At 61.8% G+C, this 21,655-nt stretch carries 26 protein-coding genes and 1 tRNA gene; 5 read left to right on the forward strand and 22 right to left on the reverse strand.

From position 1 onward, the window contains the following. Window positions 1–78 precede the first annotated feature (78 nt). The 12 genes from hisIE to AACH73_RS03185 all read right to left on the reverse strand — a co-directional run bounded on the left by hisIE (window position 79) and on the right by AACH73_RS03185 (window position 11,884). The gene (gene hisIE / locus AACH73_RS03130; protein WP_338735393.1) at window positions 79–726 is read right to left on the reverse strand and encodes a bifunctional phosphoribosyl-AMP cyclohydrolase/phosphoribosyl-ATP diphosphatase HisIE; all 648 of its coding nucleotides are present in this window, start codon (window positions 724–726) and stop codon (window positions 79–81) included. Window positions 727–868: 142 nt separating this feature from the next. Then, entirely contained in the window at window positions 869–1,690 is an 822-nt protein-coding gene (hisF, locus tag AACH73_RS03135) for an imidazole glycerol phosphate synthase subunit HisF (protein ID WP_272740663.1), read from the reverse strand. Window positions 1,691–1,746: 56 nt separating this feature from the next. Further along, complete coding sequence (hisA, locus tag AACH73_RS03140) at window positions 1,747–2,478, reverse strand: 1-(5-phosphoribosyl)-5-[(5-phosphoribosylamino)methylideneamino]imidazole-4-carboxamide isomerase (RefSeq protein WP_272740662.1); 732 nt, start codon at window positions 2,476–2,478, stop codon at window positions 1,747–1,749. Window positions 2,479–2,635: 157 nt separating this feature from the next. Beyond that, complete coding sequence (hisH, locus tag AACH73_RS03145; protein WP_338735394.1) at window positions 2,636–3,244, reverse strand: imidazole glycerol phosphate synthase subunit HisH; 609 nt, start codon at window positions 3,242–3,244, stop codon at window positions 2,636–2,638. A gap of 42 nt (window positions 3,245–3,286) precedes the next feature. Continuing rightward, window positions 3,287–4,789 (reverse strand): imidazoleglycerol-phosphate dehydratase HisB, encoded by a 1,503-nt coding sequence (hisB, locus tag AACH73_RS03150; protein ID WP_272740660.1) that lies wholly within the window; start codon window positions 4,787–4,789, stop codon window positions 3,287–3,289. 3 nt (window positions 4,790–4,792) lie between these two features. Next, window positions 4,793–6,091: a histidinol dehydrogenase gene (gene hisD / locus AACH73_RS03155; RefSeq protein WP_338735395.1), complete on the reverse strand. Its 1,299-nt coding sequence runs from the start codon at window positions 6,089–6,091 to the stop codon at window positions 4,793–4,795. A gap of 54 nt (window positions 6,092–6,145) precedes the next feature. Next, entirely contained in the window at window positions 6,146–7,033 is an 888-nt protein-coding gene (gene hisG / locus AACH73_RS03160) for an ATP phosphoribosyltransferase (RefSeq protein ID WP_272740658.1), read from the reverse strand. 6 nt (window positions 7,034–7,039) lie between these two features. Then, a complete protein-coding gene (locus AACH73_RS03165) occupies window positions 7,040–7,360 on the reverse strand; it encodes a YerC/YecD family TrpR-related protein (protein ID WP_272740657.1) in 321 nt (106 codons plus the stop codon). 506 nt (window positions 7,361–7,866) lie between these two features. After that, a complete protein-coding gene (locus AACH73_RS03170) occupies window positions 7,867–9,105 on the reverse strand; it encodes an Hsp70 family protein (RefSeq protein ID WP_338735396.1) in 1,239 nt (412 codons plus the stop codon). Between the two features lie 612 nt (window positions 9,106–9,717). Beyond that, complete coding sequence (locus tag AACH73_RS03175; RefSeq protein ID WP_338735397.1) at window positions 9,718–10,410, reverse strand: hypothetical protein; 693 nt, start codon at window positions 10,408–10,410, stop codon at window positions 9,718–9,720. Window positions 10,411–10,424: 14 nt separating this feature from the next. Beyond that, on the reverse strand, window positions 10,425–11,234 hold the full coding sequence (locus AACH73_RS03180) for a TPM domain-containing protein (protein WP_272740654.1): 810 nt from the start codon (window positions 11,232–11,234) through the stop codon (window positions 10,425–10,427). 23 nt (window positions 11,235–11,257) lie between these two features. Beyond that, window positions 11,258–11,884, reverse strand: coding sequence for a LemA family protein (locus AACH73_RS03185; protein WP_272740653.1), 627 nt, complete (start codon window positions 11,882–11,884; stop codon window positions 11,258–11,260). A 177-nt stretch (window positions 11,885–12,061) separates the two neighbouring features. On the opposite strand from AACH73_RS03185, the gene AACH73_RS03190 reads away from it, so the two are divergent. Together AACH73_RS03190 and AACH73_RS03195 are read left to right on the forward strand one after the other, a co-directional pair. Continuing rightward, window positions 12,062–13,315: a tetratricopeptide repeat protein gene (locus tag AACH73_RS03190; protein ID WP_338735398.1), complete on the forward strand. Its 1,254-nt coding sequence runs from the start codon at window positions 12,062–12,064 to the stop codon at window positions 13,313–13,315. Next, the gene (locus tag AACH73_RS03195; protein ID WP_338735399.1) at window positions 13,312–13,851 is read left to right on the forward strand and encodes a CPBP family glutamic-type intramembrane protease; all 540 of its coding nucleotides are present in this window, start codon (window positions 13,312–13,314) and stop codon (window positions 13,849–13,851) included. The genes AACH73_RS03190 and AACH73_RS03195 overlap by 4 nt, the downstream gene beginning before the upstream one ends. Window positions 13,852–14,027: 176 nt before the next feature. On the opposite strand, the gene AACH73_RS03200 is transcribed toward AACH73_RS03195, so the two are convergent. Then, on the reverse strand, window positions 14,028–14,537 hold the full coding sequence (locus AACH73_RS03200; protein ID WP_272740650.1) for a GNAT family N-acetyltransferase: 510 nt from the start codon (window positions 14,535–14,537) through the stop codon (window positions 14,028–14,030). 167 nt (window positions 14,538–14,704) lie between these two features. Continuing rightward, a complete protein-coding gene (locus AACH73_RS03205; protein WP_272740649.1) occupies window positions 14,705–15,187 on the reverse strand; it encodes a GNAT family N-acetyltransferase in 483 nt (160 codons plus the stop codon). 114 nt (window positions 15,188–15,301) lie between these two features. On the opposite strand from AACH73_RS03205, the gene AACH73_RS03210 reads away from it, so the two are divergent. Both AACH73_RS03210 and AACH73_RS03215 read left to right on the forward strand, forming a co-directional pair. Then, the gene (locus AACH73_RS03210) at window positions 15,302–16,108 is read left to right on the forward strand and encodes a hypothetical protein (protein ID WP_272740648.1); all 807 of its coding nucleotides are present in this window, start codon (window positions 15,302–15,304) and stop codon (window positions 16,106–16,108) included. A gap of 3 nt (window positions 16,109–16,111) precedes the next feature. Further along, complete coding sequence (locus AACH73_RS03215) at window positions 16,112–17,038, forward strand: alpha/beta hydrolase (RefSeq protein ID WP_338735400.1); 927 nt, start codon at window positions 16,112–16,114, stop codon at window positions 17,036–17,038. A 316-nt stretch (window positions 17,039–17,354) separates the two neighbouring features. Here AACH73_RS03215 and ald read toward each other — a convergent pair whose 3' ends face one another. Continuing rightward, window positions 17,355–18,452 (reverse strand): alanine dehydrogenase, encoded by a 1,098-nt coding sequence (ald, locus tag AACH73_RS03220; protein ID WP_272740646.1) that lies wholly within the window; start codon window positions 18,450–18,452, stop codon window positions 17,355–17,357. 175 nt (window positions 18,453–18,627) lie between these two features. Between ald and AACH73_RS03225 the strand changes: the two genes are divergently transcribed. Beyond that, the gene (locus tag AACH73_RS03225) at window positions 18,628–19,092 is read left to right on the forward strand and encodes an Lrp/AsnC family transcriptional regulator (RefSeq protein ID WP_013479302.1); all 465 of its coding nucleotides are present in this window, start codon (window positions 18,628–18,630) and stop codon (window positions 19,090–19,092) included. Here AACH73_RS03225 and AACH73_RS03230 read toward each other — a convergent pair. The 7 genes from AACH73_RS03230 to AACH73_RS03260 form a co-directional block, all read right to left on the reverse strand. Further along, complete coding sequence (locus AACH73_RS03230) at window positions 19,089–19,412, reverse strand: EF-hand domain-containing protein (protein ID WP_272740645.1); 324 nt, start codon at window positions 19,410–19,412, stop codon at window positions 19,089–19,091. The genes AACH73_RS03225 and AACH73_RS03230 overlap by 4 nt on opposite strands. A gap of 62 nt (window positions 19,413–19,474) precedes the next feature. After that, complete coding sequence (locus tag AACH73_RS03235) at window positions 19,475–19,753, reverse strand: hypothetical protein (protein WP_338735401.1); 279 nt, start codon at window positions 19,751–19,753, stop codon at window positions 19,475–19,477. After that, window positions 19,746–20,300, reverse strand: a complete 555-nt coding sequence (locus tag AACH73_RS03240; RefSeq protein ID WP_338735402.1) for a sigma-70 family RNA polymerase sigma factor — start codon at window positions 20,298–20,300, stop codon at window positions 19,746–19,748. Before AACH73_RS03240 ends, AACH73_RS03235 begins: the two co-directional genes overlap by 8 nt. Continuing rightward, window positions 20,300–20,620 (reverse strand): hypothetical protein, encoded by a 321-nt coding sequence (locus tag AACH73_RS03245; RefSeq protein WP_338735403.1) that lies wholly within the window; start codon window positions 20,618–20,620, stop codon window positions 20,300–20,302. Before AACH73_RS03245 ends, AACH73_RS03240 begins: the two co-directional genes overlap by 1 nt. A gap of 4 nt (window positions 20,621–20,624) precedes the next feature. Beyond that, window positions 20,625–20,969, reverse strand: a complete 345-nt coding sequence (locus tag AACH73_RS03250; RefSeq protein ID WP_338735404.1) for an EF-hand domain-containing protein — start codon at window positions 20,967–20,969, stop codon at window positions 20,625–20,627. Window positions 20,970–21,049: 80 nt separating this feature from the next. Further along, window positions 21,050–21,268 (reverse strand): hypothetical protein, encoded by a 219-nt coding sequence (locus AACH73_RS03255; RefSeq protein WP_272740640.1) that lies wholly within the window; start codon window positions 21,266–21,268, stop codon window positions 21,050–21,052. A 302-nt stretch (window positions 21,269–21,570) separates the two neighbouring features. Continuing rightward, window positions 21,571–21,654: transfer RNA gene (locus AACH73_RS03260), tRNA-Leu, on the reverse strand. Window position 21,655: the final 1 nt, after the last annotated feature.

Consider the following 21,655-nt stretch of genomic DNA (forward strand, 5'->3'; position numbering starts at 1 on the left):
TGCAGGCTCGGATCGGCGTTATCCTACCCGTTCTAACACCAAGCGAGCACTTGTCGAATCCGAAAACGCGGAAAGGACTTACCGCCCTGCGTGGCGCTCACGCAGGATGTCCAGCACGGCCTCCAGCGTCGTTTCGCGCGCCATCAGCAGCACCGACAGATGATAGAGCAGGTCGGCGGTTTCGTTATGCAGTTCGTCGAGGTCACCGCAGCGCCCGGCCAGAGCGGTTTCAAGCCCTTCTTCGCCCACCTTCTGGGCGATCTTGGCGACACCCTTCTGCATCAGGCGGGCGGTGTAGCTGTCGGCCGGCGGGGCCTTGGCGCGGTCCTTCACGACGGCGGCCAAATGGCCCATAAAACCGATACCGGGCGCCGTCTCATGCCCGAAGCACGAGGTGGTCTTGGTGTGGCAGGTCGGACCGACGGGACGGGCCAGCACCAGCAGCGCGTCCTCGTCGCAATCGGTGGTCACGTTGACCAGATTAAGGAAGTCGCCCGACGTCTCACCCTTGCGCCAGCGGCCATTTTTGGAGCGCGAGAAGAAGGTCACCTGACGATCGGTCAAGGTCTCGCTCAGGGCGGCGCGGTCCATATAGCCCAGCATCAGCACCTGAAGCGTGTCGGCGTCCTGCACAATGGCGGGGATCAGGCCGTCGCCCTTGGTGAAATCGAGAGCGTCGATATCGGCCAGCGTCAGGGGATTGGGCAGTGTGTGAGCTTCGGGCATAAAATTTCCTCGTGAACAATGTCTCTCGGCTATGCCTCGATACGTTTTCACGTTTTATCAGATTGAGAAGAAATCTCTCGGGGCGGCCCTGCGAGATTTTTTCGCTTTATTTCCGCCCAATCTGCGATTGGACGGGCGCGAACTATATCCTAACCGCGATTCCCGCCTTTTGCAGATCGCGTTTGAGGTCGGGAATATGGATGATCTTCTTGTGGAAGACGCTGGCCGCCAGAGCGCCCGAGACGTCGGCCTGATCGAAAACCTCGGTAAAGTGTTCCGGTGCACCGGCCCCGCCAGAGGCCACCAGCGGAATGTCGATCAGGTCGCGCACCAGTCGCAACTGCCGAATGTCGTACCCCTTACGCACGCCGTCCTGATTCATGCAGTTGAGCACGATTTCACCGGCCCCGCGCTCGGCCGCTTCGACTACCCAGTCGAGCGTGCGACGCCCGGCGGCGCGGATTTTATCCGGATCACCGGAATACTGATGGACGTAATAGTCGCTATTCAAAGCGGGCTGCCCCTCTGTATCCGAAAACCGGTTCCCACTTTTCGGGAGGGGCAGTTCACGACTATCCACCCCCACCACCACGCACTGCGACCCGGCCATTTCGGCCAGTTCGTTGATCAGGTCCGGGCGTTCCAGTGCGGGTGAATTGATCGATACCTTGTCGGCCCCGGAATTGAGGCACTTCACGGCTTGCTCCGCCGAACGGATGCCGCCAGCTACGCAGAAGGGGATATCGAGCGCGCGGGCAATGTCGCGCACCCAGTTGTAATCCACCGTGCGCCCTTCGGAAGAGGCGGTGATGTCGTACAGCACCAGCTCATCGGCGCCTTCGTCGCGGTAGCGCAGCGCCATATCGACGGCGTCGCCCAGCACTTCGTGGCCAACAAACTGCACGCCCTTGACGACCTTGCCGTCCTTGACGTCGAGACAGGGGATGATGCGTCTGGCTAACATATGAGGGCTTTCCCAAAAGTGTGAAGCGGTTTTGGGCTAAAAGCCCGACTAAAAAGCTATCCCACGTTCAGCGCGGCTTTGAGATCGATCAGGCCCTCATAGATGGCCTTACCCACAATGGCGCCGTGTACGCCGAGCGCCTTGAGATCATAAAGGTCCTCGACCGAGCGCACGCCGCCCGACGCCTGAATGTCGAGGTCCGGGCGTTTCTGTCTCAGGGCGCGCATCAGGTCCATGTTCGGGCCCATCAACATGCCGTCGCGCGACACGTCGGTGACGAGGATGCGCTGCGCCACGCCGACCGGATATTCATCGAGCACCTTCCACAGCGAGATCCCCGACCCTTCGGTCCAGCCGTGCAGGGCGGCGTCGAAGTCACCGTCCTTGGTGGGTAGAACGTCCAGAGCCAGCGTGATACGCTCCTTGCCGAAGTCGCGCAGCCAGCCGCGCACCTCCTTGGGGTCTTTCACAGCGGCAGAGCCGACCACGACGGCGGAGACGCCCTGATCGAGCAGGGTCTGCACATGGGCACGCGACCGCACCCCGCCGCCGGTCTGGATCTTGGCGCGCGAGGCCTGCGCGAGCCGCCCGATCAGTTCGTGCTGCTGCGGTGAGCCAGCGCGCGCCCCGTCGAGATCGACAATATGCACCCATTCCGCGAACTCTTCATTGAACAGTGCGAGACGCTTGAACGGGTCGGAGTCGTACCTGGTGACGGCATCAAACCGGCCCTGCGCGAGGCGGACACATTCACCGTTGATAAGGTCGATAGCGGGGTAGAGGATCATGCCGTAACTCCGGCGCAGCGTAAAAGGGAAGAACTGCCACCACCGCATCTCAGGTCTGCGCCCTTCGTGCGGCGTTTTTTACCTCCCCACCCTGGGGTGGAGAGGGGGACCATTTGCGCAGCAAATGGGGGTGGGGGCGGGGTGAGTGTTGCAGGTATCAAAGTGTCAGAAAGTTTTCGAGTATCTTCGCGCCGGCGGTCGAGGAGCGTTCGGGGTGGAACTGACAGCCCCAGACATTCCCCTTGCGCACCATGGCCGCGAACGGCGCACCATAGGTCGATTGCGCCAGTGTATGGTCGGTGACCGGGCAGACGAAACCATGTACGAAATAGGCGTAGTCACCCGCGTTCAAACCCGCCGTTAGCGGGTCTTCACGCACGGCCTGAAGCTGGTTCCAACCCATGTGCGGCACGACCAGAGGTTTAGGGGCTTCCATCTTCACGACTCGGCCCGGAATGAGGCCGAGGCACTCGACATTGCCCTCTTCGGAGCTGTCGAATAGCAGTTGCTGCCCCAGACAGACTCCCATCAGCGGCTGGGTCAGGCCCCGGATCGTGTCATAAAGGCCAAGCTCATGGATGCGGCTCATGACGAAGCCTGCCGCGCCTACGCCGGGCAGCACCACGCGCGGGGCGGCTCTGATTTCGGACGCGTCCGACGACAGCACGGCCTCAGCGCCCAGACGCTCCAGCGCGAACAGCACCGAGGCGGTATTGGCGCAGCCTAATTCAATGACAACGACTTTAGCGGTAGAGGGATCAGTCATAACGCGTTCCAAAACTTACGGGTCCAGGGTCTGTGACCCTGGTCATGCCAACATGCCTTTTGTTGACGGCAGGGCGTCGCCTTCGATGCGGGTCGCCATGCGCAGGGCACGTCCCAGCGCCTTGAAGCAGGCTTCGACCTTGTGGTGGTCGTTTTCGCCCTCGACCTCGACATGGATAGAGGCCCCCAGGGCTTCGGACAGCGAACGGAAGGCGTGGCCGGTCATTTCGGTCGGATAGTCGCCGATGTGAGTGGCTTCGAACTCGCCTTTGAACACGCAGAAGGCGCGGCCGGAAATGTCGATCGACACCTTCGCTTCGGTTTCATCCATGGGCAGGACAAAGCCGAAGCGCGCCATGCCGACGCGGTCGCCCAGCGCCTGTTTCAAAGCCTGACCAAAGGCCAGCATACAGTCTTCGATGGTGTGGTGGCCGTCGATTTCCAGATCACCCTGACACGACAGTTGCAGCGAGAAGCCGCCATGCGTTGCCACCTGATCCAGCATGTGATCGAAGAAGCCGATGCCGGTGTGAATCTTGACCGGCTTGGGCGTATCGAGATCGACCAGCGCCGAAATCTTCGTTTCCTTGGTATCACGCAGCACCTCACCGCGCCGCGCCGGGCGTCCGGCTTCGATAGTGACACCGAGCGCCGCCAGAATGCGGTCATTGTGCGCCTTGTCGCCCAGCGCCATGATTAGGCCCTCATAGGCGTTCTTGGCCGTGACGCCAAATTTCTTCAGGTGGGTCTGGGTGCGGATCAAGTCCTTCGGCTTGATAAACACAAAGGGGCCGTCATTGACGTGAAACTGCACCACAGCGGATGCCTGTTCCAGCGCGTCGCGCATCCGGGCCTGTTCGCCACGAATCAGGTCGATGCGCGCCTGCACGCTTAAGGCGCGCGACGGGGCCAGAGCGGCTTCGGCGGCGCGGATCGACGGCGTGGGCAGCGGCACCGGTTCACAGAAGCGCATCAGACCGTTCAGTGTCTTGGCTGAGGAGATCAGCGCGCCGACACGTGCGCCCGACAGCCCATACAGGAAAGACAGGCTTTTCAGAACGACCACGTTCGATTCCGATTTGGTCAGCTCAATCAGGCTCTGGGCGTCGCAGACGTCGAAATAGCTCTCATCAATAACCAGCAGGGCCGGGAAGATTTCAACCGCCAGCGTGCGCGCCGCGATCAGATCCCACGCCTTGCCGTCCGGCATGGCGGGGTTGTCGATGACGTACATGCCCGCGCCCTTCAGCGTCATCAGCGGCTTGGTCGCCTGTTTCAGCGTCAGGCCATAGGCGTCGGCCAGACTTTGAAGGTGGTATTGCCGCTCCGAATAGCAGGGCTCGGTGAAGACGGCCTCGTAACCGTTGACCTTCAGGCGGCGCATCAGGATTTCGGTGGCGTGTGACGCCCCGCGCGTGACCATAAGCTGATAGGGCTCGACGCCATAGAGCTCGGCCATGCGCTCACGCAGCGGCTCCAGCGAGGGCGGCGAGGCTTCGAGGCCGGAGCCTTGGGCATTGAGGGCGGTGAAGGGAGACGCGAACATGGGTTAAACCTCTAACCGGAAATCTGCCGCCAGCGCGTGGGCCTCAAGGCCTTCCAGACGCGCTAGACGGGCGGCGGCGGGCGCAATGGTAGCCGCGCCCTGTTTCGTGGCGCGTTGCACCACGAAACTGGTCAGGAAGGAGCGGATGGTGATGCCGTCCCAGGCCCGTGCCGCCCCGTCGGTCGGCAGGACGTGGCTGGGACCGGCCGCATAGTCGCCAAAGGTTTCGGCGGCGTAGGTCCCGGCGAACACCGTGCCGGCGGCGGTCAGTTGCGGGATCAAGGCGTCGAGATCGGCCACCTGAAGCGCCAGGTGTTCCGGGCCGTAGAGGTTGGCGACTTCGGATGCGGCCTCAAGGCTATCGACGACAAACAGGCGCGCCTGCTCCAGCGAAGCGCGGGCGATGGCTGCGCGCGGCAGGGTCGCCAGTTGGGCCTCAAGCTCGGCGGCTACGGCAGCGATCATATCCGCGTCCAGCGTCACCAGCACCACCTGCGCATCGGCGTCGTGTTCGGCCTGCGACAAAAGGTCGGCGGCGATCAGCTTCGCATTGGCCGAGGCGTCGGCAATGACCATCAGCTCCGAAGGCCCGGCAGGCATGTCGATGGCGATGCCGGAGATGCGCTCGGTGGCGTAACGTTTAGCCTCTGCGACGTACTTGTTGCCCGGCCCGAACAGCTTGTCCGCTGCCGGGACGTCAGGCAACGCGCCCAAAGCCATGGCGGCGATGGCGTGCGCCCCGCCGACGCGCCATACGGCCTCAAGACCGGCAGCGGCCCCTGCCGCGATCATCATGGGATGCAGCGAGCCGTCTCTGGCGGGCGGGGTGACGCAAACACGGTTGGGCACACCGGCGACCAGCGCGGGCACGGCGGTCATGATCAGGGTCGAAAACAGCGGCGCGGTGCCGCCCGGCACATACAGGCCGGCGGTCGAGATGGGGCGATAGACGCGCTGAAGCGACAGACCTTGCGACGGCGCGATGACCGGCCCGGCGGACGGCAACTCGGCGGCGTGGAAGGCGCGCACATGTTCGACCGCCAGTTCCATGGCTTCGAGATCGTCGGCGCTCAGATTGGCGCGCGCCTCATCGACCAGACCGCGCGTCAGCTCAACGCGCACGGGGGCGTGACCGTCTAGCCGCGTCGCCCAGTCCGTGATGGCTTCAAAACCGCGCGCTTCGACGTCGTCGAAAATGGTCTTCACCGTTTCGAGCACGCGGGCATCCCGCCGGTTTTCCGGACGGGACAACGCCGTCCTGCGCTCAGAAGCACTGAGATCGTTCCAGATAAAGGTCTTCATGGTGCATACCCGCCTGCGGTGCCGCAGGCCTAACTAAAAGGGTGTCCGCGACACCTACTTCATCATTTTTTCGATCGGCAGGACGAGGATCGCCGAGGCGCCCGCCGCCTTGAGCTTGTCCAGCGTGTCCCAGAAGACATTTTCCTGACACACAGCGTGGACCGCCACCGTGTCTTCGCGTCCGGCCAAAGGCATGATGGTCGGGGCGTCGGCACCGGGGATCAGCTCGATAATCTCGTTCAGGTGTTCACGTGGCGCGTTGAGCATCACATATTTGGCCCCGTTCGACGCCGTGACGCCATCGAAACGGCGCAGCAGCATGTCATAGACGTGCGCCAGATCAACGGGCGGCGCGTGCGGTGCCTTGATCAGCACGGCTTCGGAGGCCAGCACCAGATCGACGGCCTTCATGCCATTGGCTTCCAGCGTCGCGCCGGTGGAAACAAGGTCGCAGATGGCGTGGGCGATCTTCATACGCGGGGCCACCTCGACCGCGCCGCGCATTTCAACGATGGTGGCGCTGACGCCCCGGTCCTTCAGCCATTTGCCCAGAATATTCGGGTAGGAGGTGGCGATGCGCTTGCCTTCGAGGCTTTGGGGGCCCTCATAGGTGACGCTGTCCGGCACGGCGATCTTCAGCGTGCACTTGCCGAAGCCGAGGCGCATGACGATGCGCTCCTCGAGGTCATCTTCCGGAAAGTGCTCGGCCAGCACGTTGTAACCGACAATCCCCAGTTCGGCGACGCCATCGGCGACAAAGGTCGGGATGTCGTCGTCGCGCACGCGCAGGAGGTCGATGGGCTGGTTCTCGATGCGATACAGGAGCTCATTGGCGCCCTTCATGACGCGCAGGCCCGCGCCGGAAATCAGCTCCAGCGAACGGTCGGCCAGACGGCCGGATTTCTGAACGGCGATACGCAGTCTGAGGGTTTCGGAAGGCATAGGACTTTAGTGACTTTCTTGTTTCAATCGGTCGATCACCAGCCGGTAGCCCTTGTGCGGCATATCGCGCAGGAAGCGCGCCACACGGGTGACGGTGGTGGTCGATGCCCCGGTCCGTTCCGAGATGTCCCGGTAGGAGAGGGCGTTTTCATCCAGCAGACGCGCGACCTTAAAGCGTTCGGCAAAGGCCCGGATCTCTGACGGTGTACACAGGTCGTCGAGAAAGGCGCGCACCTCTTCGGGCGTTTTGAGCGTCAGAAGGGCGCGGACCAGCTCCGCCTCATCAGCGGCGAAGGATTGCGGGGTCTTGGCGGGCTTGTCAGTCATGTGTGTTACTGTGTTAGCGCGTTAATACAGAAGCCGGGGGAGGATGGCAAGGCCTCAAACCCTGAAACCTGAAATTTATGGCCGTGACTCAATGCCGTATCGGAGAAGGTCTGTAAAGCAGCGCACCGGAACGGGTTTTGGCTCTATTCACGCGCATTGACAGAGGATCGTGCTTAGTTAAACTCCACTCATGGCTGAATTTTCGAAATCCAAACCCTTGTAGGATCAGGAGCGTCCAACGCCTAAAATTCGAGGGGCATGATTTCTGTTCAAGTGGGGACCGTTTGGCTTCTGGTGGCCGATCACTTGGCAGGGTTATCTGCTGACTCTGGGGAAAGTACTTTGCATCGGTGGCGGTGTCGGCACAGGTGTCGCATTGATCGAACGCGGCTTCGAATGGGGCAAATACATCGCCTCAGGCAGTGTGATTGTGTTCTTGATACTCTTTGTCTTTAGTATCCGCAAAACTCGCATGGCCTGAACAGGCTGCGCAATTTAAGCTTCAATCACGTTGTAAAGGCCGCCCTTGCCGCCAGACCCAGACCCGACGCCACCGATGAAAAGCGGTCCCCGTAATTGATGTTGGCAGCCGGGAAGGCAGCCTGCATAGCGGCCTCAAAGCCCGGCATGGCGGTCGAACCGCCGGTCATGAACAGGGTATGGATGGCGTCCGGCTTAAGGTCCGCCTTTTCCACACACAGCAAGGCGGTGGCCACCACCTTGGCCACTTCGCGCGCCGTGGCCGTGATCAGCGTCTCGCGCGTCACGTCTGACACCCAGCCGGCTTCGATATCGTCATAGTCGATGTGCGTGACCTCATCGGCCGACAAAGCGATCTTGGCCGCTTCGATGCGGCTGGCGATGGCGTGGCCCATGCGGTCTTCCAGCACCTTGATCAGGCGCTGCGTCAGGTCGCGGCGTTCGGCCAGATGGTGCAGTTCGCGCACACTGTGCATGACCTTTTGCGTGTAGAGAAAGTTGATGAGGTGCCAAGTCGAAAGCTGATGATAGGTCAGGCCCGGCATGTCGAGCCCGCTTTTCAGCTTCGACTTCCAGCCCATATCGACCATGGCCGTATCCATGCTGAGCAGGCGGTCAAAGTCGGTGCCGCCGATATGCACGCCCGTATTGGCCAGAATATCCGAATGGTCGGGCGACAGGCTGAGGACCGAAAAGTCCGACGTGCCGCCGCCGATATCGACCACCAGCACGGTTTCGCGCGCGCTGAGGCGGCTGGCGTAATCGCGGGCGGCGGCCAGAGGTTCGTATTCGAAGCGGATGGTCCTGAAGCCTTGCGCCTCGGCAATGCCGCGCAGCTCGTTTTCGGCGCGCTGATCGGCCTCCGCATCGTCATCGACAAAGTGCACGGGACGGCCCAGCACCACGTCTTCGATGCGCTCACCGGCGTGGCGTTCGGCGGCCTGTTTCACGTGCGCGATGTAGAGGCCAATGATCTCACGGAAGTTTTTGCGCTTGGTGCCGACCTGAGTGGTCTCAGTGATCAGATGGCTGCCTAGCACGGATTTCAGGGCGCGCATCAGGCGGCCTTCATAGCCATCGAGATATTCGGCAATCGCCTTGCGCCCAAAGCTGAGGTGGTCTTCTTCGGTATTGAAGAAGAGGGCCGAGGGCAGGGTGACGGCATCGCCTTCAACGGGGACAAGCTGCACCTGATCGCCGCGCCCGACGCTGACCGCCGAATTGGAGGTGCCGAAGTCTATACCGCAATAGGGACGCAAAGACATGGGAGGTTCCGCCAGAGACACACAAAAGGGCGGCGGTGTGTACACGGGATCAGTGAGGAAGGCCAGTCGCATATTCGCCTCTTCACTCCTCCCTTATGCCAAAGGCATGGGGAGGTGGCGACAAACGAAGTGAGTTGACGGAGGGGATGGCTCGAACGATCGGCGACTGAGCTTTGGCTTGCCTGTGGCGCCGTCCCCCTCCGTCAGCCCGGCGGGCTGCCACCTCCCCGTTGTTTCGCAACAGGGAGGAGAGAGAGCGACGATGTGAAAATCGCTTTGCTGGGTTTCGGAAACAGGATTACCTTTTCAGTCCGAAGGGGGATTAATCATGCAAGAGCCAGCACCTTTGTGGGAGCGCCGTGAGCAAACGCATGATGACTCATGGTTTCATTCGGTCAAATATCCCTTAGCGGGGGTGTTGTATCCGGTTCGATTGCAAGGCTTGCTCCTGTTAGTCCTCGAGGGTTTGCTGCTTTTCTTTGTGTTTGGCGATCCAGCGAATCTTCAGGCGAAGCTGGAGTAGCCGTGGCGTGACTGGCTCGTGTGGTCGGAGGTGGCACTAATCGTGATAGGATTTGCTGTCGCCATAGTGAAAACACGCTGGCGCTGGGGTTAAATCTCGATCAGCACGTCTGGAGATTCGTTAGTGTTCTCAGCACCCGGCGGGAAGTGCGTGCTCAGCACCACGCCGCAACGTTCGACGGCGGCCTCAAACCCGGTCGTCAAGTCGCCCTTTTTGATATGGCTGACCAGAGCGGCGACCGTGGCGTTCCATTCGCTCTTGTCCACGCGCGAATAGATGCCCTCATCTGCAATCACATCGACAAAGCGTTCCTCAAGCGCGCAGAAGATCATCACGCCGGTATGGGCTTTGGTCAGGTGCAGGCCGCGCGCCAGAAACTGCTCCAGCGCCTTTTTATGGGCGCGGCGGCGGGTGATAAAGCGCGGCGTCAGCCACAGCGTCACCTTCGGCACGCTGACCAGCAGATACACGGCGGCAAACAGGATAAGCTGCGTCAGGGCGTAGAAGATGATGGCTTCGGCGGCCAGCAATTCGCCCGTGACATTTGGCGCATTCCACCCGGCAAGGGCGCTTAAGACCGGCCCCAGCCAGTCGTGCGGCCAAATGCCTAAGCCCAAAAAGATCAGCGGGAGGATAAAGGCCGAAGCCGCCGCCCACATCAGCGGCGTTTCCGGATAGTCGAGCGCCGTTTTCTTGATGACGCAGGTGATTTCACCGGCCGTCTGCGTTTCGGCGCGGGCTATGGCGGCATTGATGCGGGCGTGGTCGATGTTCAAAGGCATGTCCGTCTTTCCCTCTACCAGCTACCCGACGAACCACCGCCGCCGAAGCTGCCGCCGCCCCCGCTGAAGCCACCACCCCCGCCGCCGCCGCTCCAGCCGCCGCCACCGCCGCCGCGCAGCAGGGCCTCAAGGATGAAGAAGGGCAGCCAGCCGCGCCCGAAGATCAGCAGGAACAGCACCACAACGATGATGATCCACACCGGGAAGCGTTCGCCCTTGTGGACCGGCTGATGCTCGATCTGACGCGCCTTTTCGATGGCGGTGCCGCGATCGGCCGAAAGCTGGGCGATGATCTCGTCCGTGCCCTTGACGATACCGGTCGGGTAATCGCCGTCGCGGAAGGCCGGCAGGATAGCATTCTGAATGATCAGCGATGAGTAGGCGTCGGTAATGACCGGTTCGAGGCCGTAACCGACCTCGATACGAACCTTGCGCTCATTAGGCGCAACGATCAGCAGGACGCCGTTGTTCTTGAACTGGCCGCCCGCTTCGGACTCGGCGCCCGGTGTGGCGCGGGCCTCTTTCTGACCGATGCCCCAGGCGCGGCCCAACTGATAGCCGTAATCGGCGATGTCATAGCCCTGAAGGCTGCTGACCGTGACGACGACCACCTGATCCGTGGTGGCGTTTTCGAGGCCCGCCAGCTTGGCGGTCAGGTCTGCCTCGACTTCGGGGGTCAGAAGCTCAGCCTGATCGACGACGCGCCCGGTCAGCTTGGGGAAGTCCGGCGCAGCGAAGGCCGCGGAGGCCCACAGGGCCAGACAGACAAGTATAAAGGCCGTCCATGCGGTCCTGATCCGCAGGGCGGAGGCGGGGAGAGACATGGGACGGCCTTCCGTTCAGGCGTTTACTTGGAGGCTTCGGCGTTATTTAGCCCCGAAAAGTCCACCTTCGGGGCCTTGTCGGCACCCGGCGCGGCCTTGAAATACTCCATCGGCTTGGAGCCGGAATGGATGGTCGAGGCCAGGATATTCTGCGGGAAGGAGCGCAGGGTGGTGTTGTAGGTCTGGGCCGCGGCATTGAAATCGCGGCGCGCGATAGAGATGCGGTTTTCCGCGCCTTCAAGCTGCGACATCAGGGTCGTGAAGTTCTGCTGGCTCTTGAGGTCCGGATAACGTTCCACCACGACCATCAGACGGCCGAGCGCAGAAGACATGCCGTCTTGCGCCTGCTGGAACTGCTGGAACTTGGCCGGGTCGGTTAGGGTCGAGGCATCGACAGTAACGCTGGTGGCCTTGGCGCGCGCCTCAACCACTTCGGTCAGGGTGCCGCGTTCGGCAATAGCCGCGCCCTGCACGGTCGAGACGAGGTTCGGCACCAGATCATTGCGGCGCTGATAGGCGTCCTGCACGTCGGAGAAGGCACGTTTGGCGTTTTCTTCCTGGGTGGGGATGCGGTTTACGTCGCAGGCCGTCAGGCTTACGGCGGCGGCCGCGACGGCAAACAGACCCAGAATACGCTTCAGCTTGATCACGAGGGTAGCTCCCTTAAAGCCCGGTGTGTAGGCTCTACACATAGGCGAAATTGGGCGCTTGCAAAAGGGGGACAAGGTTACCTTTTGTTAAGCTGAGACCCTAATCGGATCGGACTGGATTTTCCGGCGCAGGTTTGGCACAAGGGAGAGGTGTTATCGTTCCGGGGGGAGCCTCCTATGTCTCTGAAAATCTTCTGTTCCGCGCTGTTGATTGCGGGTGGCCTGTTCGTGGGCGATGCGGCGCTGGCCGCTCAGGCCTTTGATAAGCCCGCGCCGACAGCCTTCTCCGATAAGCCGTTTGAGACCGTAAAGGACGCCGCCGAAAAGGGTGACCCGGTGGCGATGTACGCGCTGGGCCTGCTCTATTTCACGGGCAAGGGGGTGGAGCGCAACTGGACCGAGGCCTTCACATGGGCGCAAAAAGCCGCTGAGGCCGGGATGGCCGAAGCGCAGTTCCGCACCGCCTTCTACTACGACGGCGGCTATGGCGTCGCCGAAGACAATGCCAAGGCCATCGAATGGTATAAAAAGGCCGCCGCGCAGGGTCATGCCGGGGCGCACGCGCAACTGGGCAATATTGCGGTGCTGGGCCTGCATGGTGAAAAGGTCGATTTCGCGGCCGCCTATGAGCATTATCGCACGGCGGCGGACAAGGGTGACGCCGACGCCATGTACGATCTGGGGATCATGTACGAATTTGGCGAAGGCCGCGACAAGAGCGATGCCGAGGCGCTGAAATGGTATCAGCAGGCGGCCGCCAAGGATCAGGCCGGCGCGGCCTATAAGGTCTTTGTCTTTTACGATGAGGGACGCGGAGGCCTGAGCAAGCACGCGGCCAAAAGCCGGGAATGGCTGATCAAGGCAGCGAAATTGGGCGATGACAACGCGCAGTACGAACTGGGTGACGTCTATTATTACGGTAAGGACGTCGAACCGGACCTGGCCGAGGCATTCAAATGGTTCGGCCTCTCGGCCATGCAGGACAACGCGCAGGCGCAATACAGCCTTGGTTACATGTACTTTGCCGGCGAGTTCCTCGAAGCCGATAATGATCAGGCCTATAAGTGGTTCCGCAAGGCGGCGGATCAGGACGATAGCAATGCGCAGTACTATGTCGGCTACATGTTCCTCAAAGGGTTGTCGGTAAAGACCTCTTATTCGGATGCCAAAAGCTGGTTTGAAAAGGCGGCGTTGAAGGGGCATGGATCGGCCATGCTGCAACTGGGGATTATGGCGGAAAACGCCATGGGTATGGCGCAGGATCGCGGCAGCGCCTTCGCGTGGTACAGCCTGTCGGCCGAGAAAAAGAATGAAGAGGCGAAAGAGAAGCTCAAGGCACTGGAGGGGCAGATGACCGGGGCCGATAAGAGCAAGGGCAAGGCGCTACTGGCCGTGCACAAGGCGGCGCAGGAGGCCGAGGCGAACAAATGACGCCTTTGCACCTGATCCGCGAGCGGGTAACGGGCGCCGGGCGCAGCCTGATCGTCTGGCCGTCGCCGAAGGACTGGGCGTGGTGCGCGGGGGTGTCGGCGGCGGTGACGCTGACCGTGGCGGTGATCGGCTTCGGCAGCGGTATATTACGGGTCGCGTCGCCTCAGGCGGGTTTACTGGGGTTGTGGTTCAGTGTGATGCTGGTTCCGGCATTCAGCGAAGAACTGGCTTTTCGCGGTCTGATGATCCCGGCGCAGGCGGAGACGAGGCGGCCCGTCCTGTGGATCGGCATGGCCACGCTGATCTTCGTACTGTGGCACGTGTTTGAGGCGTTGGTGTTGTTGCCGGGCGCGGGCTTCTTTTTGCAGCCGGCCTTTTTGCTCAATGCCTGGCTGATCGGGCTGGGGTGCGCGCTGATGCGCTGGCGTACCGGGTCGTTATGGCCGGCGGTGCTGCTGCACGGGGCGCTGGTCTTCGTTTGGAAGGCTTGGCTGGGCGGGCCGTCGCTGGAGGCGCTGACGCGGGCGGGCTCTTAGCGCTATTTTTTTGGGAACTGCTGGCATTATTGAAGGAAGACACCCTACCACCCCGCCCTGCCGGCACGGTCCCCCTCCCCGCCAAAGGCAGGGAAGTATAAAGGGGGCGTTGCGGGGTTTGGGGCCAGTTGGCCCCAGAACCTGAACCCCGGAATCTGAAATCCAGAATTCTGACCCTACGATGTTACCGCGGTATCAAGGCTTTTGCGCATGACGTAGTTGGTCAGGTCATAGCCGCCGACGCGGGTGGGTTCTTCGTGATCGAAGGTGAAGCCGGACTTCAGCGAAAAGCCGATACCGTGGTCGTGGTCCTTGGGGACGATCAGTGACAGGGTGCGGGTGTCTTCGAAATGGCCGAGGGCGGCCTGCATCAGGGCCTTACCGATGCCGCAGCCGCGGTAGTCCTCGAGGACATAGACCTTATGGACGCTGACGTGATCGGCTTCGGCAGCGGCGGACAGGAAACCCACGGGCTTGCCGTTGACTTCGGCGACCCAATAGATATGGCCGCGGTCGTCCATATCTTCTTCCAGCGTGTCTAGATCGAAAAGAGCGCTGATAATGGCGTCCATCTGCACGGGTGAGACGACGTTGCGGTAGAGGCGCGGCCAGATCAGCATGGCCAGATCGCGCACGATAAACAGCTCGTCCGTGCGAATGCGGCGGATTTTCGGGGGGTTCGGCATCTGTGACCTCCGTTTCCTGGGCAGCGGCTCGTGTCGTACCACCCGAACAGGGCGCCTTTAGGTCTTCCCTGTGTCCATTCCTCCATGCTGGCGATGTACGCCTGTGGACAAGGTGCCATGAAATTCACGGCATGTGAAATATTATTTCAGGGCGTGTTCGGATCGGATCAGAGCGCCTTGCGCATAACATGGTCCGTGAAGTCGAACGGCCCCATGCGCACGGGGACCGTGGCCTCTATCTCAAAGCCCTGCGCCTGGTAGAAGGCGATGGCCGGCGCATTACCGTCATTGACATAGAGGGCCAGTTCACGGGCGTCGGGAAAAGCCTTCAGGACGGTCGCGATCAGCGCCTTACCCGTGCCTTCGCCGCGGCAGGTGTGGCGCAGATAAAGCTTCTTCAGCCACAGGCGCGCACCCTCCTGATAGGCGGAGACGTAGCCGGCGTCGTGCCCATCGACCTGCGCCAGCCAGTAGCGATGGCCGCGTACCTGCATGTCGTCGCGCAGGGTGTCCAGCGCGTAGATGGCCTCGACCATCGGGCCGATGCGGTCGGGCGGCAGGATGCCCGCAAAACATTCCGGCCAGATGTCGCGCGCCAGCGCCTGTACGCGCGGCAGATCGTCGAGCGTGGCCGCAAAAATATCGGTCATTATCTGTCCTCCCTGTGTGAGCCTGTGACAAGGATAAGACCACAAAGCAAGCTTTACAGACGATTTATAATGGGGTTATCATCTTAAGGTTGCATTTATCAAGCGGGGGATGTCATGGCCGATTCCACAGTCGCTACTCAGCTTATCGAGCATGTCGGAGCCGTGATCCTGGCCACCGGCGCGGTCGGCACGGCCGCCTCGGCGCTGGTCGATGCGTCGCGCGGTCTGTTGCCCAATGGAGGCGTGTCGGCCTGCGGCTACAGGCATATCCGGGCGGTTTATGAGGCGCTGGAGCCGGCGCTGCGCGTGGCGCTGGGGCCGCAATGGGAGCCGGTGCTGCGGGGTTACTGGCTCAACGGGACGCCGCGTGATCAGCAGATTAATACGGTCATCGCCATGGTGCGTCTGGGACTGAACGACGACAACCCGCAGGCGCTTCTGGATCGTCTGCTGAATGCGGGGGCGACCCTGGCCAGAGGCGAAGGGGCCGTCGATGTCAGCAGCCTGAAAGACGCCGTCACGCTGATCCGCAATCCGCCACCGCCCCCCTCTCCGGCGGGTGGTGTAGAGGCAGCGGTGCCGCCTGTTCTCTTTGATCCGGTGAAAACGCAACAGGCCTTCGATGCACTGGGGCGGTTTGATGCGCTGGTGCGGGCGCGGCTGGAGGCGGCGTTTGAGCTGGCCGACCATGACTATCGCGCCAAGGCCCGGTTATCGGCGGCGGGGGTGTCGATCCTGCTGGCGCTGGTTTGTGGCGCAGCCTTTGCTTATGCGGACGCCACGGTGCCGGACGGCGTGGTGTGGGCGGGCGCGACCCTTCTCGGCCTGCTGGCTGTGCCTCTGGCCCCAATTGCCAAGGACCTGACCTCGGCCCTGCGGGCAGCCAGCGATGCCCTGAAAACCGTAACGAACAAGGGTTAGGCCGTGTGGTTTTTCGATGTGCGCGGCGGCCCCAATCCGGGAACAACGACGGTGGCTGATCTGAAAAGCGCCCGGCTGCATTACGTCAGCAAACCGGATGGGAAGGTGATCGAGCCCTTCGCCGCCGGGGTGCAGACCTATCCAGATGTGGCCCTTCTGTCGGCCCATGTGGCCAACCGGCGGCTGGTCTTTGTGACACACGGCTACAATGTGCGATTCCGGGATAGTTTCAACGCTCTGGCCGGGGTGCGGCAGTTCCTCAGCCTCAATGAAAGCTATCTGGTGATCGGCGTACTGTGGCCCGGCGAGTCGGCCACGCCCATCAACTATATGTGGGAGCACAAGGATGCCAGGGCGGCGGGCACGCGGCTGGCTGAATTTGTCGATACCCAGTGCGGTGCGGCGGCGGAGGTGAACTTCATCTCACACAGTCTGGGGGCGCGTGTGGGACTGGAGTGCCTCAAGGCGGTCAAGCGCCCCTTCCGCGAAGTGTGTCTGACGGCCCCGGCGGTCAATGCCGACGCCTTTGCCAAGCGCTATAAGGGCGTGGAGGTTAAGGCCGAACGGATCTCCGTACTGGCCTCACGCGCGGACAAGGTGCTGATGCTGGCCTATCCGCCCGGTAATTTCGCGGCAACGGCCTTTGGGGAGATCGACGCACCGCTCACGGCCGCGTTGGGGCGAACAGGGGCCAGCCCGCGCCCGGCCAATGTCGCCAATTATCAGATCCCCTCGACCTTTCTGTGGCTCGATCCGGCGGTGGACCGTGATTTCGATCACATGGACTATTATCCGGGGCAGACGATGAAGACCTCGCCCGCCGTGGTCTTGCCCGAACCGACGGACCGCAACAATGCGCGTCCGGCACAGGCGGCGCGTTATAACCTTTGGCACCTGATGACCCATGCTCTGCCGCCCTGGCCGCGGTAGGCGAAGACAAGGCAAAAAATAAGGCGCTTGAGACCAGGGGGGAAGTCTCAAGCGCCATCTTCAGCCGGACAGTTCAGGGGGGGGGGACGTCTGACCGACTGGTAAGCTGTAGATAGGGTGCGCGGGCCGGATTGCCAGACTTTGCGGGTGAAAAAAGCCGCCCGAAGGTGCGGCAGGACGCCGCACCCTGTCATGCCAACGGCCGAAGATGCTGACCGCATCCGTCCGTTGAAAAACCGAGACTGTCTCATATGTATCAAAGACATGAGACAGGCTTGAAAGGCATACCCAGGGTCATTTCCAATGACCCTGGGTATCAGGCAACAAACGGCAGGCTGAGCGCCTCGGCCACGGCGGCGTGGCGGATATGCCCGCCCGCGACATTGAGCCCGGCCTTCAGGTGCGCATCGGCGCTCAGCGCTTCGGCGACGCCCAGCTTTGCCATCTTGATCACGAAGGGCAGGGTGGCGTTATTGAGCGCCAGAGTCGAGGTGCGCGCCACCGCCCCCGGCATGTTGGCGACGCAATAGTGCACAATACCATCGACGAGGAAGATCGGATCCTGATGCGTGGTCGGGTGGGAGGTTTCAAAGCAGCCGCCCTGATCAATGGCGATATCGACCATCACCGCGCCGGGCTTCATGGTCTTGAGCATGTCGCGCGTCACCAGCTTGGGGGCGGCCGCGCCGGGGATCAGCACCGCGCCGATGACCAGATCGGCCTCGGCCACGGCCGCGGCCAGAGCGGCGCGTGCCGAATAGGCGGTCTTGACGCGGCCGTGGAACAGGCGGTCGATCTCGATCAGCTTGTGCGCCGAGACGTCAAATACGGTCACGTCTGCCTGAAGCCCGGCGGCCATCTGCGCCGCGTTGATACCCGCAACGCCCGCGCCGATGATGACGACCTTCGCCGGTTCGACGCCCGGCACGCCGCCTATCAGCACGCCGCGCCCGCCATAGGCCTTGTGCAGATAGCTGGCCCCGACATGCACCGAAATACGCCCCGCCACTTCCGACATGGGGCGCAGCAACGGCAGGCCGCCCTGCGTCTCGGTCACCGTCTCGTAGGCGATGCAGGTGGCGCCTGACGCCATCAGCGCCTCGGCCTGCGGTTTGTCGGCGGCGAGGTGCAGATAGGTGAACAGAGTCTGATGCGGTTTCAGCCAGGCGCATTCGTGCAGTTGCGGTTCCTTGACCTTGACGATCAGGTCACCCGCCGCAAACGTCGCTTCGGCGGTATCCACGATCGTGGCTCCGGCGGCCTGATAGTCGGCATCACTGAAACCGATGCCGGCCCCAGCCTGCGTTTCGACAAACACCTGATGCCCGTGGTGGGTGAGTTCGGCCACGCTCCCCGGCGTCAGCCCGACGCGGTATTCGTGGTTCTTGATTTCCTTCGGCACGCTGATTTTCATGGGATTCCTCCGTCACTTTTGTGATCACGTTTTAGTTCGGCGCGCACGAAACCCCGAAAACCGGGATCCACTTTTCGGCGTGCGCTTATGTGGTAGATAATGATACGAATTTCGATGGATTTTCTTGCAATTATGTGGCTTGTGCTGCCGATTTGCGGGATATATTCTCAATTCCATGGCGAACGCTGATAAATTTTCCGATCTCGATTCTTTTGACCGCGAGCTGATCAAGGTTTTGCGCAATGACGCGCGGGCCACGGCGGCGGAACTGGGGGAAAAGGTGGGTCTAAGCCCGTCGGCAGCGCACCGTCGCGTCAAGCTGCTGGAACAGCGCGGCATCATCACCGGCTACCGCGCGGTCATCGCCGAAAGCGTGCATGGCAAGCAGGGCATGGTCTTCGTGCACGTAACACTTCAGGACCAGCGCCGCGAAACCTTCGAAAAGTTTGAAAAGGCGGTGGTGCAGATCGCTGCCGTCGAAGAATGCCACCTGATGTCGGGTGAGGCGGACTACCTGCTGAAAATCGTGTTGCGCGAAAGCCTGTCCTATGAGGACGTGCACCGCGACGTGCTTTCGACCATGCCGGGCGTGTCCAAGCTGGTGTCGCAGTTCTCGATCCGCACGGTAAAGGCGGTCTAACCGTTCTTCGTCACCCAGTTTTCGAACATCAGGCTGGCCACGGCGCTCAGTTCTTCGCGGCTGAGGGTGCCGTCACGGTTCGTATCGACCAGATCGAAATAGGCGGCATTTTTGGGGCTGACCGCTGTCAGTTCGGCGCGCGAAATCTTGCCGTCCCTGTTGCTGTCGGTCTTGCGGAACTGCCTATCGACTTCGGCCTCAAGCCGGCTGCGCAGGGCCTGTTTTTCGGCGGCGGTCTTAGGCGGCGCAACGGTTTCGGCCGCAGCGGGCAGGGCCGACAGGCTCAGGGCGGGGATCAGCCAGATCAGGGTCTTACGCATGAGGTCACCTCCGGTTCAAGGTGACATCCTAACGCCAATAAGCGGCAGAATTATAGCGCGGCTCAGATACCGACAATAAAGGCCAGTTCGTCGAGATCGGCCTCATGAGCGGCGGGCGGGTTCAGGCTGACCGACACGCCAACGCCGATGACGACACAGGCGGCCAGAGCGGCGGCCTTATAGACCAGACCGTAGCGCCATTCGGTCAGGCTGCGCTGCGCCACGTCGCGCCAGGCAAAGCCCTGCGGCTGGCGCATGGCCTCACGCGCGATGCGGTCGGACAATCCCGTCGCCGGTTGCGGGGTCTTCCACTGCTGCAATGTGCGCTCGAACTCAGTCATCCTTTACTCCTAACACAGTCTTCAACTGCCGTCTTGCCCGCACGAGCAGCGATTCCACCGCTTTTACGCTCATATTGAGGCTCTGGGCGGCCTCGGCATTGCTGAAGCCTTCGAAATAGCACAGCGCCACGGCCATACGCTGATTGACGGGCAATTGCGCCACCGCGGCACGCACGGCCCCGGCGGCCTGCTGTTGCGACAGTTGCGTCTCGGCGTCCTGGTCGCCATCGCTCAGCGCCTCAGCCCAGTCGTCGATGGACTGAGTCTCAGGCTTGAAACGCCGTGCCCGATCGAGGCAGGCGCGGGTCACGATGGTGTAGAGCCAGGTCGAAAAGGCCGAGCGCTCCGGCTCGTAACGCCCGGCATGGGCCCACACCTTGGTGAAGGCCGCCTGCACGGCGTCTTCGGCGTCCTCCCGGTTGAGCAGGACGCGATAGGCCACGGCGTGGGCACGCGGCAGGTGACGCGCCACGAGCTGACGGAAGGCGGCGGCATCGCCTTCCGCCGTCAGCCGCATAAGCTGCGCATCACCGACCGTATCGCGCATCACTTGTCCTTGGGCTCTGGCAGGCGCTTGGGGCCTTTTAGTTCGGCGCGGACTTCTTCGCGCGACAGCTTGCCGTCCTTATTGACGTCGAGGCGGTCAAAACGCTCATTGGCCTGTTTCAGGAACTCCTCGCGGGAGATGAAGTTGTCTTGATTGGCGTCGGCGCGTTTGAACAAACGTTCCTCGAACTTCTCACGCATCTCGTCTGCGCGCTTGCGGTGTTCCTGCATGCGCTCCTGCCACAGGGTGGCCTGAGCGAAGACGGGAGTGGCTGCCATCATAAGGCCAGCGGCCATCAGACTGAGGGCTATGGGGCGCATGGGCTCAGTTCCCTCCCGGTGCGGCCGAAGACGCGGTGGCCTCCTTACGCGGCCCCTTTTCCATCCGGCCCTTCATGAAGGCAACCATTTCGTCCTTGGTCAGCTTACCGTCCTTGTTGGCGTCCATCATGTCGAACATTTCGGGGCGGCGGCCCTTGAACTCGTCGCGGGTGATAAAGCCGTCCTCATTGACGTCCATTTTGGCGAAGCGCTCATCGGGGGTCATGCGCGGGCCGGGGCCGCCATTGCCCCAGCCGCCCGGCGGTGGGGTTTGGCCGTCGGCCTGAGCCAGAGCGGTCGCGGGCAGAGCGAACAGGGCGCAGGCAATCAGAAGCGGGGTCTTTGTCATTGGAAGTAACCGTCCGTTAGAGGAAAGATATCCCTTATACGGAGCCCTTCGCCAATCCCCTGCGCAGAGACGTCGAACCGTTAAATCTTCATATCCAGCAAACGGCCGGTCATTTGTTCGGCGGTCTTCATCACGGCAAGATTGGCTGAAAAGGCGGTGCGGGCCTGAGACTGATCGACCACGGCCCCGATCAGGTCGGTGGTGTCATTCCCGGCGGACTGAGCCACCTTCGTCGCGGCGCGGTCAAACATCCGCGTTGCATTCAAGGCCCCCGCCGCTGCGGTATTAAAAGCGATCATCTTACGCCACCAGTCACCGGCGTGTTCGACATCCGGCCTGTGGATAATGTGCCTGATCGCTTAAGAAGGGACTTAGAGACGGGGTTAATGGGTCGAATGCGCGGACGAGCTATGCAGATGACAAGAGTTTGGAGCTAAGCGACTAGCGGGGAAAATGATGTTCTTTCGCTTCGCTGTCTGAGATCGGGCGGGAGCGCAGCCTGCGCTGTGCCCCAAAGGGCGAAGCCCGTCTTTCCGAAATCTGGGCGAAGCCTCTGAGCGCAAACTAAGATCCATCTTAATTTTTCTGCGAAAAAATAAAATGGTGCCCCTGGTCAGACTCGAACTGACACACCTCTCGGTACCGGATTTTGAATCCGGCGCGTCTACCATTTCACCACAGGGGCA

The sequence above is a fragment of the Asticcacaulis sp. DW145 genome (assembly GCF_037101385.1).
Taxonomy (GTDB): domain Bacteria; phylum Pseudomonadota; class Alphaproteobacteria; order Caulobacterales; family Caulobacteraceae; genus Asticcacaulis; species Asticcacaulis currens.